At 38.5% G+C, this 18,695-nt stretch carries 14 protein-coding genes and 1 tRNA gene; 12 read left to right on the forward strand and 3 right to left on the reverse strand.

The genetic code is table 11. The features are described 5' to 3' along the window. Nucleotides 1-7: 7 nt before the first annotated feature. The 3 genes from gloA to rpmE all read left to right on the forward strand — a co-directional run bounded on the left by gloA (nucleotide 8) and on the right by rpmE (nucleotide 1,922). A complete protein-coding gene (gloA, locus tag AC1M87_RS03125) occupies nucleotides 8-409 on the forward strand; it encodes a lactoylglutathione lyase (protein WP_481588447.1) in 402 nt (133 codons plus the stop codon). Nucleotides 410-509: 100 nt separating this feature from the next. Beyond that, complete coding sequence (locus AC1M87_RS03130) at nucleotides 510-1,481, forward strand: bile acid:sodium symporter family protein (RefSeq protein WP_481592914.1); 972 nt, start codon at nucleotides 510-512, stop codon at nucleotides 1,479-1,481. A 216-nt stretch (nucleotides 1,482-1,697) separates the two neighbouring features. Next, nucleotides 1,698-1,922 carry a 50S ribosomal protein L31 gene (rpmE, locus tag AC1M87_RS03135; RefSeq protein ID WP_004971624.1) on the forward strand — a complete coding sequence of 75 codons (225 nt, stop codon included), beginning with the start codon at nucleotides 1,698-1,700 and terminating at the stop codon, nucleotides 1,920-1,922. A 57-nt stretch (nucleotides 1,923-1,979) separates the two neighbouring features. On the opposite strand, the gene AC1M87_RS03140 is transcribed toward rpmE, so the two are convergent. The 3 genes from AC1M87_RS03140 to epmB are packed head-to-tail and all read right to left on the reverse strand — an operon-like array spanning nucleotide 1,980 to nucleotide 6,973. Further along, a complete protein-coding gene (locus AC1M87_RS03140; protein ID WP_481592915.1) occupies nucleotides 1,980-4,190 on the reverse strand; it encodes an EAL domain-containing protein in 2,211 nt (736 codons plus the stop codon). Continuing rightward, complete coding sequence (locus tag AC1M87_RS03145) at nucleotides 4,187-5,944, reverse strand: GTPase (RefSeq protein ID WP_481592916.1); 1,758 nt, start codon at nucleotides 5,942-5,944, stop codon at nucleotides 4,187-4,189. Before AC1M87_RS03145 ends, AC1M87_RS03140 begins: the two co-directional genes overlap by 4 nt. A 12-nt stretch (nucleotides 5,945-5,956) precedes the next feature. Next, entirely contained in the window at nucleotides 5,957-6,973 is a 1,017-nt protein-coding gene (gene epmB / locus AC1M87_RS03150) for an EF-P beta-lysylation protein EpmB (protein ID WP_481592917.1), read from the reverse strand. Nucleotides 6,974-7,320: 347 nt separating this feature from the next. Here epmB and efp point away from each other — a divergent pair, with 347 nt between their 5' ends. The 9 genes from efp to AC1M87_RS03195 all read left to right on the forward strand — a co-directional run bounded on the left by efp (nucleotide 7,321) and on the right by AC1M87_RS03195 (nucleotide 18,511). Beyond that, nucleotides 7,321-7,890 (forward strand): elongation factor P, encoded by a 570-nt coding sequence (gene efp, locus AC1M87_RS03155; RefSeq protein WP_035265851.1) that lies wholly within the window; start codon nucleotides 7,321-7,323, stop codon nucleotides 7,888-7,890. Between the two features lie 170 nt (nucleotides 7,891-8,060). Next, nucleotides 8,061-10,154, forward strand: coding sequence for a carbon starvation CstA family protein (locus tag AC1M87_RS03160; RefSeq protein WP_481592918.1), 2,094 nt, complete (start codon nucleotides 8,061-8,063; stop codon nucleotides 10,152-10,154). Beyond that, a complete protein-coding gene (locus AC1M87_RS03165) occupies nucleotides 10,151-10,453 on the forward strand; it encodes a YbdD/YjiX family protein (protein ID WP_481588442.1) in 303 nt (100 codons plus the stop codon). The genes AC1M87_RS03160 and AC1M87_RS03165 overlap by 4 nt, the downstream gene beginning before the upstream one ends. Nucleotides 10,454-10,578: 125 nt before the next feature. Next, nucleotides 10,579-11,595 (forward strand): 2-dehydropantoate 2-reductase, encoded by a 1,017-nt coding sequence (locus AC1M87_RS03170; RefSeq protein ID WP_481592919.1) that lies wholly within the window; start codon nucleotides 10,579-10,581, stop codon nucleotides 11,593-11,595. Between the two features lie 98 nt (nucleotides 11,596-11,693). Continuing rightward, entirely contained in the window at nucleotides 11,694-12,653 is a 960-nt protein-coding gene (locus AC1M87_RS03175) for an AAA family ATPase (RefSeq protein WP_481593016.1), read from the forward strand. 10 nt (nucleotides 12,654-12,663) lie between these two features. After that, complete coding sequence (locus AC1M87_RS03180; protein ID WP_481592920.1) at nucleotides 12,664-13,569, forward strand: DUF58 domain-containing protein; 906 nt, start codon at nucleotides 12,664-12,666, stop codon at nucleotides 13,567-13,569. A 29-nt stretch (nucleotides 13,570-13,598) separates the two neighbouring features. After that, on the forward strand, nucleotides 13,599-15,611 hold the full coding sequence (locus AC1M87_RS03185) for a transglutaminase TgpA family protein (protein WP_481592921.1): 2,013 nt from the start codon (nucleotides 13,599-13,601) through the stop codon (nucleotides 15,609-15,611). Nucleotides 15,612-15,637: 26 nt separating this feature from the next. Beyond that, nucleotides 15,638-15,714, forward strand: a tRNA-Val gene (locus tag AC1M87_RS03190). Between the two features lie 565 nt (nucleotides 15,715-16,279). Further along, complete coding sequence (locus AC1M87_RS03195) at nucleotides 16,280-18,511, forward strand: NADP-dependent isocitrate dehydrogenase (RefSeq protein WP_180027575.1); 2,232 nt, start codon at nucleotides 16,280-16,282, stop codon at nucleotides 18,509-18,511. Nucleotides 18,512-18,695 lie beyond the last annotated feature (184 nt).

An 18,695-nucleotide genomic window follows, 5' to 3' on the forward strand; every position in this document is an offset into this window, starting at 1 on the left:
AAATTTTATGCGAATGTTACATACCATGTTACGTGTAGGCAATTTAGAGCGTTCATTGGCGTTCTATACTGAAGTACTCGGTATGACTTTGCTTCGTAAACGCGATTATGAAGAAGGTCGATTCACTTTAGCCTTTGTGGGTTATGGTGATGAAGAAAACAATACTGTTCTTGAGCTAACGCATAACTGGGATACAGACAGCTATGAGCTGGGTAATGCGTATGGTCATATTGCGATCGCAGTGGATGATGCGTATAAAGCGTGTGAAGAAATCAAAGCACGTGGTGGTAACGTTGTCCGTGAAGCTGGACCAATGAAAGGCGGCGTAACCGTAATCGCTTTTGTGGAAGATCCAGATGGTTACAAGATTGAACTTATTCAACAAGACAGTAACGCGAGAAATAATTAAATTTCACTCGCTGATTTGTGAGTAAAATTTTAAAGATAAGCCCAATCAATGTGTATTGGGCTTATTTTCAATTCAGATAGAATAAAAAGAGGGATATGGGGTGCTAAAGCTCTTAGCGTTAGATCGTTTCACGATATTGCTGTTTGTTATGGTGATTTTAGCGTCAGTGATGCCAATTTCAGGTGTTGCTGCTCACTATTTTTCTTATTTCACCACGATTGCAATTGCAATCCTATTTTTTTTACATGGTGCAAAGTTATCACGTGAAGCGGTGATTCAAGGCATTAAACATTGGCAATTACACAGTTTGGTCTTTGCACTGACGTTTGCAGTTTTCCCAATTCTAGGATTAATGGCTGAACCTGTATTGCTACCGCTACTTGGACAAGAACTGTATTGGGGCTTCTTGTTTATGTGCTTCTTACCCTCAACAGTTCAGTCTTCTATTGCATTTACTTCTGTAGCAGGTGGTAATGTCGCAAGTGCTGTGTGTAGTGCTTCATTCTCTAATATTATTGGTATGTTTATCACACCTATATTAGTGACCTTATTTATTTTAGGCCAGTCTGATCATGGGTTTGATCCAACCAGTGCGATCGTCAAAATTATTCTGCTGTTATTGGTTCCATTTATTTTGGGACAATTATTGCGTCCTATCGTCTTTCCACTGATTCAAAAAGCCCCGAGTATTGTCAAAACTTTTGATCAAGGCTCAATTCTTTTGGTGGTGTATGGCGCATTCAGTAGTGCAGTCGTAGCAGGTCTATGGAATGAAGTCAGTGGGGTGACCTTAATGTGGTTAATTATTGCATGCTCTGTGCTTCTGACTTTGATTATGCTTTTAGCCTATCACGCCCCAAAGTGGTTTGGATTTAATCGTGCCGATCAAATCGCTGTATTTTTTTGTGGTTCTAAGAAAACACTCGCAAGTGGAGTGCCTATGGCGCAAATTCTTTTCATTGGACAACCTATGGGGATGATCATATTGCCAATTATGATTTTCCATCAGATCCAATTAATGGTGTGCGGAATTATTGCGAATCATTGGTCCAAGCAAATTGAAAAGTCTTAAAGGAAAAATTCGCTATCTAAAATAAAGTGGAGTATAATGTCGTCCACTTGTTGTGCTTAGCTCTGACGGAAGCCGTCTCGGTGGGCCAAAAGAATGGTCTGTTATGGTGTTGATCTGCTGTATTTCAGCCTTTCCTCTGCATCTGTTGTAATGGATGAAGAGAGTGATCAATTGCGATGACAGCTAAAGCCTTCTTAACTCTATGGAGAATCGACCATGCGCGCCGATATTCACCCAAAATACGAAAAATTAGTTGCTACTTGCTCTTGCGGTAACGTAATCGAAACTCGTTCAGCTGTTGGTAAAGAAACACTTTACCTAGACGTATGCTCAGCTTGCCACCCATTCTATACTGGTAAGCAAAAGAACGTTGACACTGGCGGTCGTATCGACAAGTTCAAACAACGTTTTGCTGGTATGTCACGTTCTATCAAACGTTAATACCCAAAATAAAAAAAACAGGCGTTCAGCCTGTTTTTTTATGTCCAAAATTTGGAATTAACTTTGATCTTGAACATTCATGAGCTGATCCAATTTACGCTGGTAATAATCACCTTGTAAAAATCTCACGTCGACATTCCACGCGTTGGCAAAGCTATTCATATCATTGAGATTTTTGAGTAATAAATTGACTGATCGATGACTATTGAAGTATTCAATCGCCTGTTTAAAACGTTCAATACCTTCTTCAGTATTTAAATTATCTGTGAATTCTTCATGCAGCGTGAAATTCTGAATATTGGCAACTTTGAGAATGAGATCGCTACATTTACTTAATCCAAACTCACAAACGGCAATATCTGCGCCTTGCGCTCTCAATACCTCAATCGCAGGCAGAATTTCATTTAAATGTTGAGCAATGTATTTTTCTTTAAACTGTAAAATCAGTGGTTGAGGTGCTTTTGCTCCTACAATCATGAGCAGTTTTGAAATTAATTCTGCCAGTTGATGATGCTTTAAAAGAACATGGTGTCGTAAATTAATAATCAGTTTAGCTTCAGGATATTGTGTTAAAAAATTGTGCAGTTGCTTTGCTGCCTCAACCAAAATCCATCGGTCAATTTTAATAGACAACTCAGGGTCATCCACCAATTCTTCAATATCGTCCAATTGAATCCATTGATTTTCAAAAATAAACCCGCTGCTTACTTCATAGGTATTAAGACTAGTGTCTTCTTTATCATAGATTTGTTGGAACTTTAGCGTAATTTGATCACGTTCAAGAACTTTACGAAGATGTACTAGGATATCGCCGTGAACTTCGTCTGACTGTACAGGTTCTTCAATTGCTTGAAATACAAATTCTGTTGAATGATCAGGCTCTACTTCAGAAGAAGGTGTATTTAACTGAATAGCGGTCGGCTCATCTGCTTGAGTAACTTCAAAATGAATCTCTTCAATTTCTTCAAGCGTTGTCTCTAAAGCGGCATCATTGCTCAATAAATTGGGTAGGGCAGTGTTATAAGCATTTGCAATGAGCTGTTCAAAATTATCTACATTTAAATCTGACAGTTTGAAGAGGCTATAACCAATTTTGACATGCTGTTGATAGGTTTGATCTCCCAGATTGACGAGTCTAGGTTTTTCAAGCGCATGTAGCGCAGAGAGTCTTGATTTTAGAACTTCAATCGTTTCAGCTTGAATGATAGTGGCATACAGGGCTGTTTCAATTTTAAATACAGCGCCATTGGTCTGTTCGAGAATAAAGTCTGAAAGTTTGCCGAAATAGCCTTTAAAAGTATCCCAATCAGAACTCAAGATATAGTCTGGACAACTGGCTAGGCTGAAGATGACCAAAGCATTTTCTTGAGCAGGGTGTTCTTCAAGATGTTGTAAAATTTTTGCCAATGTTGTGTGTGGTGCAATTCTATTGAATTGATGAGGTGTAGTCTCAAGTTGAGGACTAAATGAATGGTCACTCTGTTGAAAATGCGTTGAAATCGTAATTTCAATGACTTGATTTTGATCTGTAGGATTACATTCAATTTGGACTGGATTTTGATGTGTTAACTGTGGATTAAGAGAAATCAGTTCAAAAGGACCATACTCAAATTTACCGAAAGCTAATTTTTTAAATCGTGCTTTAAAAGATTGAATATCCTCAGGTTGTATTAAATCAATGAGCGGGTATCCAATAACGTCATCACACGTGTTGAAGCCAAATAAATGCGTAAACTCATGGTTGCATTCAACGACAATCCCTTCTTCTATGATTGCAACTGCTTTTTTATGCTCTTCGATCCAATTTTGTTTAATTTGAACATTGTGTTTCAGTTCATCCGTTAATTGCATCTGATTTTTTTGTAAGCGATTAAAAGCCAATGCTCGAATAATTTTAAGTAAACATTGTTCAGGTTGATCAATATTTAAAACATCGTAGATGCCCATCGAAATGAGTTTTACTTCAGACATTTCTAGCGCTTCTGGAGCTAGATAAAGTGTGGGGGTTAAAGCTTTATCAGAATCAGCAAGCAGTCGAAGAAAATGAGTTAAGGTAAGCTCGTAGGCGCGACCAAACAGAATTAAATCCCAATCTAAATGAAGTTGCTTTTCAAGACTCACTTGATCATCGAGTAGCACTGCTTCTACCTTGTACTCGCGTTTTTCGAGTAAAGAGATAATATGGTTATAACGAATCTGGTTATCATCGACAATGAGTAAGCGCATTCCAGATTGCTTTAATTGTGTTGATAGAAGTAGGTTTTTCACTTCAATGCTTCCCATACGTCTTGAAAACGATTTGATTCAAGGTTTTGATGTTGTAAAAATTCATCAATCAGATATTGCTGCTCATCATTAAATAGTTCAAATTCAAATTGAACAAAACTTTGTGTGATGAGCATGGTCTTTATCAATTCTAGTTTGATATCTTGATCAGTTAAGCGTAAATAAATAGATTGTTGTTCTTTGAAAAACTGTAAATTTGGCAAAATAAGAGAATGCTGTGGAGCATCAATCTTCAAGGTATGTACAAATAAACATGGATGATAATTAAAAGAACTTCGATCTGTATAAACTTTTGCGGCGCAAGGGTGGATGTCGGGTCCAATCACTTCAAGCCCAAGTTCATAGCTTTTTTTAACAGATTGTTTGATCCAACGAATTACACCACCTTTCCATTTGCTGTTCACTCCCTCATTGATCAGGATAAATTCACCAGTTCTTAAATTTGGAGGTGCTTCTTCTTCTAACCAACGTACGCGATAACCATTTAAACTGATATCTAAAACTTGAGCCGCATGGATTTGACGTGCCTGTTTATCTAGAACCTTGTTTGATTTGTCTGTATAGGCATCTGGGTAGTCATTTAAATATGTAAATGCAAACTCGTCTTCTGATTTTGATTTAGGCGGTGTTAGTCGTAAGGTTTCGCTAAAAGTTTTGGTTTTAGAGAGATAATAATGAGCGGTAAGTAAACTGAAACAGAGTTGTAACTGAGCGGAATGTTCATAACGTTCATGTCGGCGTTCAATGGTCGAGCCTAAAACATTTTGTACATGAAATTTAAGAGGCGCAGTTAAATATGCTTTCTCTTTCTTAGATAAATATTCATTGTCCTTTTGAATGGTTAAGTTGACATGCTCAAGCAACGATTGTGTCGCCACGAAAATGTTTGGTTTAAAACTCTCATGGTGTTTTCGGTTGTAAACTGGCGGATGATCTTTAGTGGTATCAATGACGTAACGAGATAAAGCGGTTTCGCGTGGTAAAACTTGCACTAGTTGTGCCCAATCCGCTGTGCATTGATAGAGCGCGTAGATCTCAGAAGGACGAATTTGGTGGGTATTAAATATTTCTAATAATAAGACTTGGGCATAGCACTGTTGAATATTTTTTAAAGCGTGATGCGTGCCTTGCAATAAATTAATATTGACCGTGTGTTCTTGGTTTTTTAATGCCAAATCATACAGATAATGGGTCATTAACCATTGCTTAGACAAGGCAGAACGATAAAGCATCTGTTGTTGTACTAACAATAAACCCAATTGTTGAAGAGCGTAATAACTGGAAAGGAGTCGTGCAGTTTTCACATTACGCTTTTGAGCAAACTTCAAAATAGAAAACTTTTGTTGTTTTAGCTGCATTTCACTGCGCTGTGCAATATCTATGTAGATATCAGCAAATAATGTTCTTAGACGAGTGGTTAACTCTATAATATCTTTGTTACGGTCTGATAGAAAAAGACCTTGATTTAAAAAGTTTTTTTCAAGTCTCTCTAAAATATTTTCGATCAAAGGGTGTAGCGCTTGAATAAGATCAAAGCGCAATGTTTCCGAACATTTGAGTTCAGCGATTTCATATAGGGCTTTCAACACCGCTTCAGAGGTGTCACCTAATTGCATAATTGAAAGTTGAGATGCCCAAAAACTCAAGTCCTGAACATTTGCATTTGCAAAACTCAGTTGATCTCGAGTCAAGGCAGTAGGATAGTGAAAAATTTCTGAAATCTGAGCCTGAAGCATGTAAGTGAGTCTCTAAAAAGTGGCAACTCCATAAAGCGGTGTTTTATTCTGTTCTCCCGCAATTTCTCTAACCAGCTTTGGAACCAAGTATCCAGGCAACCTTGCCAAAACCTCTTTATAGATTGAATCAATAGATTCACTTGGTAAATCAAAATGCTGAGCACCTTTTACTTTATCCAACACATGTAAATAATAAGGCATCACACGCGCATCAAATAATCGATGACTTAGATCAACCAAAATATCAGGATGATCATTGATACCTTTTAATAACACAGCTTGATTCAACACCAAAATATTTTGTTGTGAAATTTGCATTAATTTCGAAGCGGTAAAGTCATCAATTTCAGCAGCATGGTTTGAGTGTACCACCAGAATAATACGTAGCCTACTGTTTTTTAAGAGAGAAATAAGTTCATCATCAAGCCGATTTGGAAGAACGATTGGAACTCGAGAGTGAATACGCAAAATTTTAAGATGTGGAATTGAACTTAATCTGTCGATCCAAATGGCAAGTTTACGATTTGAAAGTGTTAGGGGATCACCTCCGCTTAAGATCACTTCATTGATTTCTGGATGAGCGAGTAAGTAGTCTTGTATTTTTTCCCAGTCGTCATTTTTAGGTAAATTTTCTTGATATGGAAAATGACGTCTAAAACAATAACGACAATGAACAGCACAGGCACCCGTTAAAGTCAGTAAAAAACGTGACTGATACTTATGCAATACACCTGGGATTAAATTGGCAGCCTCCTCATCAAGGGGGTCTGTTACAAAATCAGGATGTTCATTTAGCTCCAGATGATGAGGGAGTACTTGAAGTAACAGTGGATCATCAGGATTAGATTTTTGCATCTTCGCGACGAAGGCGCGAGGGACTCTTAATTTAAATTGGGCTGATGCCAAAATTGCACCATGTATTAAATCTTCAGGTTGCAATTCCAAGAGTTCAATGAGCTCATGTGGGTCAGTGATTAAATCGCTGAGTTGATTTTGCCAATGTTGCTCTTGATACAAATAGTGGGTCATACAGTTTAAATTTAGAGGGAGATGAAAGGCTTCATTTTAAATCAAATCCCATTGAAAAACTCAGTTGTGTCCTGATTAAGCCTTCTTTATTGAATGTCGGGATGAAAATACTCAAGCCTAAAGATGATCAAATTAAGTCTACAACAGTAGTTCTGCATGGAACTTAGACAGCTTAAACATTGTATTTCGGAATTTATCATTGCGGCAGAGTAGGTTGGTCATTTAGAATACGCAACATAAATGCATGTGCATGTGGCATATCATGCACCTGTCAGACTTGCTAAATGACAGTGTAGCAGCCCATCGCATTAATAGATTAAAGTTAGTAAGTTTGGAGTGAGCCTCTCATGGCCTATTATTCTACGAACGATTTCAAGTCTGGCCTTAAGGTAATGCTTGATGGTAACCCATGCTCAATCATGGAAAACGAATACGTTAAACCAGGTAAAGGCCAAGCGTTCAACCGTGTTAAATTACGTAACCTTAAATCAGGTAAAGTATTAGAAAAAACATTCAAATCTGGTGATTCTTTAGAAGCTGCAGATATCGTAGAAGTAGAAATGGACTACTTATACAACGACGGCGAACTATGGAATTTCATGGATCCTGTAACTTTCGAGCAAATTGCGGCTGATAAAGTTGCAATGGGTGATGCTGCGAAATGGTTGAAAGACGATTCAAACGAAAAATGCACAATCATGTTATGGAATGGTGTTCCTTTAACAGTGAATGCACCTAACTTCGTGGTATTAAAAATTGTTGAAACTGATCCAGGCGTACGTGGTGATACTTCTGGCGGTGGTGGTAAACCAGCGAAACTTGAAACAGGTGCTGTAGTACGTGTTCCATTATTCGTTCAACAAGAAGAAAGCGTTCGTGTTGACACACGTACTGGTGAATACTTAGAACGTGCATAATGGTGTAAATTTATACTATTATCGAAAGGGATGATGACAATCATCCCTTTTTTAATGCCAAGGTCTAAGGTAAAGAAGAATTATTGAGGAGTATAGTCGCAAGGGAAAACAGCAGTAACACGAATAATAAAATTGAGCTGATTGCAAATACGAAATAATGAGGGTTTGATATGGATCAAATACAACCGAAGTCATCCATGGCTTCGAAATTGATTTGGATTATTGTGGCCATAATTGGCGCAGTGTCCTTTGGAATATTAGCGGTTAGTCGTGGAGAACATGTCAACGCAGTTTGGCTCGTACTCGCTGCAGTCTGTGTTTACAGTATTGCATATCGTTTTTATAGTTTATTTATTGCTAATAAAGTATTCGAGTTAAATGCTCGGCGTTTAACACCTGCGCACCGTCTAGTGGATGGTCTAGATTATGTGCCTACAAATAAAAGTGTTCTGTTTGGTCATCACTTTGCTGCGATTGCAGGTGCTGGTCCGTTAGTTGGGCCTATTCTTGCTGCGCAAATGGGTTATTTACCAGGAACGATTTGGCTGTTAGTCGGTGTTGTACTGGCAGGTGCAGTCCAAGATTTTCTAGTTTTATTTATTTCTACACGCCGTGACGGACGTTCACTGGGTGAAATGGCAAAACAAGAACTGGGTTCATTTGCAGGAATTATTGTGATGCTTGGCGCATTAGGGGTAATGATCATTATCCTAGCTGTGCTTGCACTCGTGGTGGTTAAAGCATTAACCAATAGTCCATGGGGTGTGTTTAGTATTGCTGCCACCATTCCAATTGCATTATTTATGGGCGTATATATGCGATATATCCGTCCAGGAAAGATTGCCGAAGTTTCAATCATTGGCTTTGTACTGATGATGCTCGGTATCATCTACGGTGAAAATATTGCTCAACATCCTTATTGGGGGCAATTATTCACTTTATCTGGTACAGAGTTAACATGGGCATTGATTATCTACGGTTTCATCGCTTCTGTATTACCAGTATGGTTGTTATTGGCTCCACGTGATTATTTATCGACTTTCTTGAAAATTGGCGTGATTGCAGGTTTAGCATTGGGTATCGTATTTGCGATGCCTGAATTAAAAATGCCTGCAATTACCCACTTCGTAGATGGTACGGGACCTGTATTCTCTGGATCACTTTTCCCATTCTTATTTATTACCATTGCCTGTGGTGCAATTTCAGGTTTCCATGCATTGGTTTCATCAGGAACTACACCTAAGCTCGTAAATAATGAACGCGATATCCGGATGATCGGATACGGCGGTATGTTGATGGAATCATTTGTCGCAATCATGGCGATGATCTGTGCAACGATCTTGGATCCAGGCGTTTATTTTGCCATTAACTCTCCAGCTGCGGTGATAGGAACGACGGTTGAAAGTGCCGCAGAGGCGGTACGTAATTTAGGATTTGTGGTTACACCTGAAGCTTTAACACTACTTGCTCAAGAGGTTGGTGAAAGCACAATTCTTTCTCGTACTGGTGGTGCACCGACGTTTGCGATTGGTATGGCGCACATCATCACTGAAATTTTTAATAGTCGTGAAATGATGGCATTTTGGTATCACTTTGCGATCTTGTTTGAAGCGCTATTTATTCTAACTGCTGTTGATGCAGGAACACGTGCTTGCCGTTTTATGGTTCAAGATACTGTGGGTATTGTTGTCCCTGCGGTTAAAAACTCTAAGTCGTTTGTGGGCAACTTGATTGGTACTGCCGTTGCAGTGGCAGGCTGGGGTTTCTTTGTATATCAAGGTGTAGTTGATCCACTGGGCGGTATCAATAGTTTGTGGCCATTATTTGGTATTGGTAACCAAATTTTAGCTGCGATGGCGCTGATGCTGGGTACTGTCATTTTGTTCAAAATGAAGAAAGAAAAATATGTGTGGGTCACCATTGTTCCAACGATTTTCCTCTTCATTACAGCGATGACTGCTGGTTGGCAAAAAATCTTCCATGAAAATCCAAAAATTGGATTCTTGGCACAAGCAGATCGTTTCAATGCGGCTATTGAGCGAAACGAAATTTTAGCGCCTGCGAAATCCATTGCGGAAATGCAAACTGTTGCTTTATCTAATCAGATTAATGCTGCGTTATGTGCATTCTTTATGATTGTTGCTGTGGTGATGTTGTTTGCTGCCATTAAAGTGATTCGTCGTGCTTTAGCAAATCCGCAGCCAACGGCTCAGGAAGCTGAAGCAATTTATACTGATCAAGTCCCTGCAGGAGAGACCAAATGAGTTTGAAAGAACAAATTCGTCAAAAGCTGGCATTGGGTAAAATCATTAAATTCACGATTTTGGCTCAGCCGAAGAAGTTTTTAATGTTGAATGGAATCAAAACAGTTCAACTGATTTGGCAGCGGCTACAACAAAGTTTTCGTTTAATGGTGGGTGTCCCAGATTACCAAAACTATGTAGAGCATATGAAAAAGCATCACCCTGACCTAGAGCCAATGGATGAAAAAACTTTTCATCGTTATTGTGTCGATGCACGCTATCCAAGTGCAGCAGGCGGTATGAAAAAATGTCCATGTTAATTTTCTAATATTAAATAAAAAACGGCACTGAGGTGTCGTTTTTTATTTGTTTTAATTGTATAAAACCTGACAAATTTATTGTTCTGAAACTCGTATACTCTTGATCAATAACAAAGGATAAAAACATGAAAATTGGAATTTATGGTGCAGGATCGATTGGCTGTTATATCGGTGGAAGAATGGTCGCAGCAGGCCATCAGGTGACATTTTACTGTAGGGAAAGAAGCTATCAAAAATTAAGCCAAAATGGATTGGAGCTCAGTGATTTAAACGGCTACCATCATAAGCTCACTCCAGATCAATTAAGACTTACAACAAATCTAGCAGAAGTCTTAGACACGGACTTAGTCATGATTTGTGTAAAATCAGCAGCGACAGAGCAAGTGGCATCTGAAATACGAAGCTGTGACACTCTCAATAAACCGAGTCTCATCAGTTTTCAAAATGGGGTGAGTAATGTTCCACGGTTAAAAAAAATGCTGCCAGAATGGGAGATTATGGAAGGAATGGTTCCATTTAATGTCGCAGAACTCAAACCGTCTCATTTCCATCAAGGTTCTGATGGAACATTAATGATAAAAAAATTTGTAGAAAGTAATCAGCTAAAAATAGTGTTAGATGCGGCGAAACTGCAAGTTGAATTCCGTGATGATATGTTAGAGGTACAGTGGGCTAAAGTCTTATTCAACTTGAACAATTCGATTAACGCTTTATCTGGTCTAACTTTAAGAAATCAACTTACTAATCGAATGTATAGAAAGTGCCTTGCTCAGGCACAGTTAGAGACGCTTCGAATTTTAAAGCAGGCAAATATTCAACCCGCACAATTAACGCCTGTACCAGCGAACATCATTCCTCATATTCTTCAACTTCCTAACTGGTTGTTTAAGTTGATTAGTCGCAAAATGTTAGCCATTGATCCACTAGCTCGTTCATCTATGCAGGATGATCTGAATTTAGGGCGCACGACGGAGGTTGATTGGATTAATGGTGAAGTAGTCAGACTTGCCAATACACTCGGGGTGAATGCACCGATCAACAGCTATTTTATTGAACAGATCAAGCTGGCGGAAAACAATAATTCAAGCCTTCAAATTGGACCTGAAGAGATGCTCAAACAGTTGAAGCTTATTCAGCATTAAGTTTAAAACTCATTCTTTAATACACTGATTATTTGAAATATTTGAGAAAATAAAAAAAACCTGTATGGTAGAAATATACCGTTTTGGAAGTGTAAATGATGATTTGGGGAATGAAGCAGAGTGTTCAATCAAAAGATATTATTCAGCCTGAGTTAGAGTCTCAGATTCAATCATTTATTCCCAAAATTTCCTTATTTCTAGAACAAATCAATCAAATTGTTTTGGATAAAAATACGCAAACTGAATTGGCTTTATGTAGTTTAATTGCAGGTGGTCATATTTTATTTGAAGACTTACCTGGATTGGGTAAGACCACATTGGCCAGTAGTTTGGCATCTTTATCAGGTTTATCATTTCAAAGAATCCAATTTACCAATGATATGCTCGCCAGTGATGTGATTGGCGTGAATGTTTTTAATCAAAAAGAGCATCAGTTTGAATTTAAGTACGGACCTATCTTTACCCAAGTGCTTTTGGCAGATGAAATTAATCGCTGTAGTCCAAAGACACAGAGTGCATTGCTAGAAGCGATGGAAGAGGGCTACGCCACGATTGATGGACAGCGTTATGCTTTACCTCAGCCTTTTTGGGTGATAGCAACTCAGAATCCACTCTTTCAAAGCGGGACTTATGCACTACCAGAGTCTCAGTTAGACAGATTCCTCATGCGGTTATCTCTTGGTTATCCATCTCGCCATGCAGAAAAAATACTTCTTCAACAAGAATCACGTGCCAAATTAATCGCACAGTTGATCCATGTATTTAATGAGACTGAAATACTAAGGTTGCAATCCTTGACTCATCAAGTCCATTTAAGTGATGCAATTCAAGACTATTTATTGGATTTGGCTGCGGTAACACGAAAAAGTGCGCATGGTTTATCGACGCGTGGATTATTGGCTTTAAAACGAGCATCACAAGCGAGAGCGATCGTGCATGCCAGAGCTTTTGTCATTCCTGATGATGTAAAAGCTGTATTTTCAGCAGTATGCGCTCATCGATTAAACTTGAGTGAGGATGAGACGGTCTCCCTAATGAATCAGGTTAAATTGATTTGAGGGTATGCAGGTGACCAGTATCTGGAAGCAATGGTTAAAAAAAAGATTTCGGTTTGAGCAGAGTAAAAAAATTGGTCAACGCGATATTTTGATTTTTATTTATCAGCAAGGTTTCTTATATCTTGTGTTGATTTTGATCACATTTATTGCGGGTATTAACTATGCCAATAATTTGATATTAGGTTTCTGCTTTTTAATTAGTGCGATCTTATGCATTAGTTTTTATATCACCTTTAAACAATTGCATGGTCTTGAGATAGACATCATTACTGATGAAGTCGGACAGGTAGGGCACTCGATTTTATTTAAAATCTACTTGAATCAACCTTATTCATATTCACGTTATTTATCGATCTCCATCGATTCTGAGACACAGCACATTCACATTGACCAAAAACAGTCTGAATGTGTTATTCAGATTCAGGTTGATCAACGAGGACAGTATAACTATCCCGATATACACATTGCTTCAGTGTATCCATTTGGTCTTGTTCGAGCTTGGACTTATATCTTTCATGGACGACATGCATGGATTGCGCCTCAAGCCAAAATAAATCCGAATACAAGCTTTTCAAATGCATTTGTATTGGATCAGGAAAAAGATGAGTTTAAAGAATTAAGAAGTTTTCAGGTCGGCGACTCATTACAAAGTGTATCTTGGAAGCAGGCTGCTCGTGGACAAGGTTTGTATATTAAAGTTTTTGAAGAGCATCAACAGGATCGATGTGTTGATATTCATTATCATCATATGCCGTCAATCGAGCATGAAGAAAAGCTCAAATATATGATGGGTGTGGTGGAGCAGTGTGAGCAATTACAAATCCCTTTTAAGCTGGTGTTACCTCATGCCGAACTGAATCAAGGGTTTGGAACTGAGCATATCAAGCAGGCTAAAATTCTGCTTGCTCAGGCATAAAGTGTGAAATAGAAAATAGGTTTAGATATATGGTACATCCTAAAGTTTCACAATCCATGCTAGTGAGTTTGGCACTCATTTTATTTATCCAGATTATTTATCTGCCTTATGCTTTATTTTTGGTGCTCTGTATTGAGCTCATGTATTTATGGCATATTCAAAAAAGTAAAAAAAATGTCTCCAAAGCAATAAAATTTAGTTTTACAGCAATTGCACTTGGCGCGATTTATCTGCATTACCATACCTTTGTTGGTGTTGAGGCTGGGGTAGCATCGCTGACAACTTTTCTATTTGCAAAAGCATTAGAAACCCAAAAAAAACGTGATTTGATCATCGTTTTTAATTTTGCCTTATTCGTGGCGGCAAGTACGTTTTTATACAGTCAAACGTTGTATGTTGCTTTGGGAGTGGTGCTGTGCTTAGTGAGCTGTTTTGTAGGACTTTATAGAATTCAAACCGCGGAGTTTCTGTCCACTCCTGAAACTAAAAATGGCTTAAAGCACGATATCATTCATGTCGGTAAATTCATCGGATTGGCAATTCCTTTTTTTATATTGTTCTTTATTTTTTTCCCGCGATTACCTCCGCTCTGGCATATCCCCATTCAACAAAATAAGGGGATGACAGGAATCAGTGACTCTATGTCCCCAGGTGACATTGCTGAGCTGTCTCAGTCAAATGAATTGGCATTTCGTATTATTGGTGATATGACAAAATTACCGACGCGTTCAGAAATGTATTGGCGAGCTTTGGTCTTAGATCAATATGATGGTCAAAAATGGACGAGTCATGGATTTAATAGAGGGTTAAACGAGTTAAACTCTTATCAACTTTCTATTTTAAATCAAAAAGTTGAATATCAGTATTTGGCTAAAGATCCTTCTGTAGATTGGATTATGGGATTAGAGCAATCTGTACCTCGACAACGAAATTATTATCTCCGTTATGACGGTGGTATTTCAGCTCAACGACCTATTCAAACGGCTCAACCTATAAACTTAGTTTGGTTAGGGCGTGGGACGAAAATAAATCATGAACTTAGTCAGTTTCAAATTCAGTATTACACCCAGTATCTCCATCAGCGCGATATCAAAAGTCAAAGTTTAGCATGGGACTTATTTATTAAAAGTGGAGAGCAGCCAGAGCGTTATATCCAGCAAGTTTTAGACTGGTTTAAGCAAAATAGCTTTCAGTATTCTTTATCTCCCGGTGTTTTGAATGGTGATCGGATAGATGCATTTATGTTTAATTCACAACAAGGATTTTGTGAGCATTTTGCTTCTAGTTTTGTCATGATGATGCGTTATGTCGGTATTCCTGCCCGAGTCGTAACAGGTTATCAAGGAGGTCAATTTGCGCCAGACCAAAAAAGTTGGGAAGTGAGGCAGTTAGATGCACATGCTTGGACTGAAGTATATTTTGGAGGTCAATGGCAGAGGATTGATCCCACTGCAATGATTGCTCCAGAGCGTATTGACCAGGGAATGCAAAGTTTAATTCAAAATAACCAAACACTTTACTCTGAGAATAAAAATTGGTCAGTTGCAAAATATCCTTTTTTGACAAAAATTCGCATATGGAGTGATTACGCAAGTTATCAATGGCAAAGTAAAGTTGTTGGATATAACGCTGATCAACAGCTGAGTTGGATGACAAAATTTGGAATTCATTCAGTTGCTTCAGTGTTTGTGATTATCCTTGCAGGCTCACTGATCATATTAGGATGTTATGTGCTATGGATGTTGAGAAAAAAGAGAAAACACTATTCACAAATCGATTGGGTACTTCATGTTTTTAATAGAAAATTAGGACTTCACAGTCGCCGTTATTCTTACGAAACGGTTCGACAATGGTTAGAAAGAATTTCATCACCTTTAAGTCAAAATGATAGAGCTGTTTTCCTCGAAATTATCATTCTGTACGAGCACTTAAGTTATTCACAATCGAGTATTTCTAAACAAGAGTTCGCAAATTTTAAGTCAATGATTAAAACTTGTTCATATCTTTTGGTTAAATATGAAAAAGGCTTGTCAGCCAAGTGATTTTTGCATAAGATGCGAAGCATTCTAGGTGTATAGCTCAGTTGGTTAGAGCGCTACGTTGACATCGTAGAGGTCTCCAGTTCGAGTCTGGATATACCTACCAAGATTTAAAAAAAGGGCTTAAGTATTTTACTTAAGCCCTTTTTTCGTAATCAAGACATTACTTCTTTTTTTAAAAGTAAAGTATTCGTTATCACTTGCTCTATCAAGAAAAATTGCGTTTAAAAAATCTCTAAATTTGATATTAAATTATATATTTTAAGTATAAATACCCAAAATGCTTTAATCTAAATATTGGGTATTTCCGTAATTTATTAATATGCCCGTACATTAACACTTACAATAACGCCCGAAATGTACGCTTTTGCCATCCTGTTTAAATATGAGACACGTATAATGTTCATATTACAGGGAAGTTGAGATCAACGTTCATTACCAGTTCTTCACTTTTCATTCAGAAGTAATGAAATTCATACAGTATTATCAAACTAAAGATGGATACTATTTTGTATGTTATTTCATCAAAATAGCGTACTAAAAGCTTATTTCATTGACTGAAATGCGACGAAGAACGATACTCTCAACGTTTTAATTTAAGCAAATCGGTTCTAAGAGACTGGACCAAAAGTTCGGTGCTCTGTAACTCAATCCAAAGCAAGGGGCTATATATGGCTGGTGGAAAGTCAACTATCATCTACACACTGACCGACGAGGCGCCATTACTGGCGACTTACTCACTACTGCCGATCATTGAGACCTTTACTAAGCCTGCTGGTGTTGAGATTGTAAAAACTGACATCTCAGTTGCAGCACGCGTGCTCGCTGAATTCTCTGAATACCTTAGCGAAGAGCAGAAAGTATCAGACAATCTTGCAGAATTAGGTCGTCTTACACAAGATCCAGACACAAACATCATCAAACTTCCAAACATCAGTGCATCTGTAGCTCAGTTGACTGCATGTATCAAAGAGCTTCAATCAAAAGGCTATGCAATTCCAGATTATCCTGAGAATCCTACGACTGAAGAAGAAAAAGCACTCAAAGCACGTTTTGGTAAATGCTTAGGTTCAGCAGTAAACCCTGTATTGCGTGAAGGGAACTCTGACCGTCGTGCGCCTGCTGCTGTTAAAAACTATGCGAAAAAACACCCACATTCTATGGGTGAGTGGAAACAGTGGTCACAAACTCACGTTTCTCACATGGATGAAGGTGACTTCTATCACGGCGAAAAGTCTATGACTTTAGATCGTCCTCGCAATGTGAAAATGGAACTGATCACGAATTCTGGTGAAACCATCGTTCTTAAAGAAAAAGTTGCACTGCAAGACGGCGAAATCATCGATTCTATGTTCATGAGCAAGAAAGCACTTTGCGACTTCTATGAAAAAGAATTAGATGATTGTAAAGAAGCGGGCATCTTGTTCTCTTTACACGTTAAAGCAACCATGATGAAAGTTTCACACCCGATCGTATTCGGTCACTGTGTGAAGATTTATTACAAGGAAGCGTTCGAAAAACACGGTAAACTGTTCGACGAACTAGGTATTAACGTAAACAACGGTATGGCTGGTCTTTACGAGAAGATCGAAACTTTACCGACTTCTTTACGTGAAGAGATCATCGAAGATCTACACGCATGTCAAGAACACCGTCCTGCTTTAGCAATGGTGGATTCAGCAAAAGGTATCACTAATTTCCATTCTCCAAACGACGTGATCGTAGATGCTTCTATGCCTGCAATGATCCGTGGTGGTGGTAAAATGTGGGGTGCTGACGGCAAGCCTTACGACTGTAAAGCAGTAATGCCTGAATCTACATTTGCACGTATTTACCAAGAAATGATCAACTTCTGTAAGTGGAATGGTAACTTTGACCCACGTACAATGGGTACTGTACCTAACGTTGGTCTAATGGCTCAAAAAGCTGAAGAATACGGTTCACACGACAAAACTTTCGAAATCGCGCAAGCTGGTGTTGCTAACATCACAGATATCGAAACTGGCGAAGTTTTAATGTCTCAAAACGTGGAAGAAGGTGATATCTGGCGTATGTGTCAGGTGAAAGATGCACCGATCCGCGACTGGGTAAAACTAGCTGTAACACGTGCACGTAACTCTGGTATGCCAGCAATCTTCTGGTTAGACCCATACCGTCCACACGAAAACGAATTGATCAAGAAAGTTCAAAAATACTTAAAAGATCACGATACAGATGGTCTAGACATCCAAATCATGTCTCAAGTACGTGCAATGCGTTACACACTTGAACGTGTTGCTCGTGGTCTAGATACAATCTCTGTAACGGGTAACATTCTACGTGACTACCTCACTGACTTGTTCCCAATTATGGAGCTTGGTACTTCTGCGAAAATGCTGTCTATCGTGCCTTTAATGGCGGGTGGTGGTATGTACGAAACTGGTGCAGGTGGTTCAGCACCTAAACACGTACAACAACTTGTTGAAGAAAACCACTTGCGTTGGGATTCTTTAGGTGAGTTCCTTGCACTCGCTGTTTCACTTGAAGAGCTTGGTATTAAAGAAAACAACCCTAAAGCTAAACTTCTTGCGAAAACATTGGATGCTGCAACTGGTAAATTACTTGACAACGACAAATCTCCATCACGTCGTACAGGTGAGTTAGACAACCGTGGTAGCCATTTCTATTTAGCTAAGTTCTGGGCTGAAGAATTAGCAGCTCAAGACGAAGATGCTGAATTAAAAGCGACATTCTCTACTTTAGCGAAGACTTTAGCTGAAAATGAAGAGAAGATCGTTGCTGAACTTGCAGAAGTTCAAGGTAAATCTGTTGATATCGGTGGTTACTACGCAATCGATCAAGAGAAAGTAAATGCAGTTATGCGTCCAAGTGCAACTTTAAATGCTGCTATTGCAAGCATCTAATAACACTTAATTTGAACTGAATTTCAGTTTGGCGGATTAAAAAAAGCTGGTACTTCGGTACCAGCTTTTTTTATTAAAATTTTTGTAAATAAAACACTGATAACGCCCAATTAGAGAGAGCTTAAGGGGAGGATTTAAAAAACTTTCATTCAATTTGCAAGCATTTCTGATTACAATGCGTTTT

The sequence above is a fragment of the Acinetobacter sp. 24-47-62 genome (genome assembly GCF_056779765.1).

Coding starts and splice junctions, on each gene's coding strand:
- gloA (WP_481588447.1), top strand. CDS start 8: ATGCGAATGTTACATACCATGTTACGTGTAGGCAATTTAGAGCGTTCA.
- rpmE (WP_004971624.1), top strand. CDS start 1,698: ATGCGCGCCGATATTCACCCAAAATACGAAAAATTAGTTGCTACTTGC.
- AC1M87_RS03145 (WP_481592916.1), bottom strand. CDS start 5,944: ATGCTTCAGGCTCAGATTTCAGAAATTTTTCACTATCCTACTGCCTTG.
- epmB (WP_481592917.1), bottom strand. CDS start 6,973: ATGACCCACTATTTGTATCAAGAGCAACATTGGCAAAATCAACTCAGC.
- efp (WP_035265851.1), top strand. CDS start 7,321: ATGGCCTATTATTCTACGAACGATTTCAAGTCTGGCCTTAAGGTAATG.
- AC1M87_RS03160 (WP_481592918.1), top strand. CDS start 8,061: ATGGATCAAATACAACCGAAGTCATCCATGGCTTCGAAATTGATTTGG.
- AC1M87_RS03165 (WP_481588442.1), top strand. CDS start 10,151: ATGAGTTTGAAAGAACAAATTCGTCAAAAGCTGGCATTGGGTAAAATC.
- AC1M87_RS03170 (WP_481592919.1), top strand. CDS start 10,579: ATGAAAATTGGAATTTATGGTGCAGGATCGATTGGCTGTTATATCGGT.
- AC1M87_RS03175 (WP_481593016.1), top strand. CDS start 11,694: ATGATTTGGGGAATGAAGCAGAGTGTTCAATCAAAAGATATTATTCAG.
- AC1M87_RS03185 (WP_481592921.1), top strand. CDS start 13,599: ATGGTACATCCTAAAGTTTCACAATCCATGCTAGTGAGTTTGGCACTC.
- AC1M87_RS03195 (WP_180027575.1), top strand. CDS start 16,280: ATGGCTGGTGGAAAGTCAACTATCATCTACACACTGACCGACGAGGCG.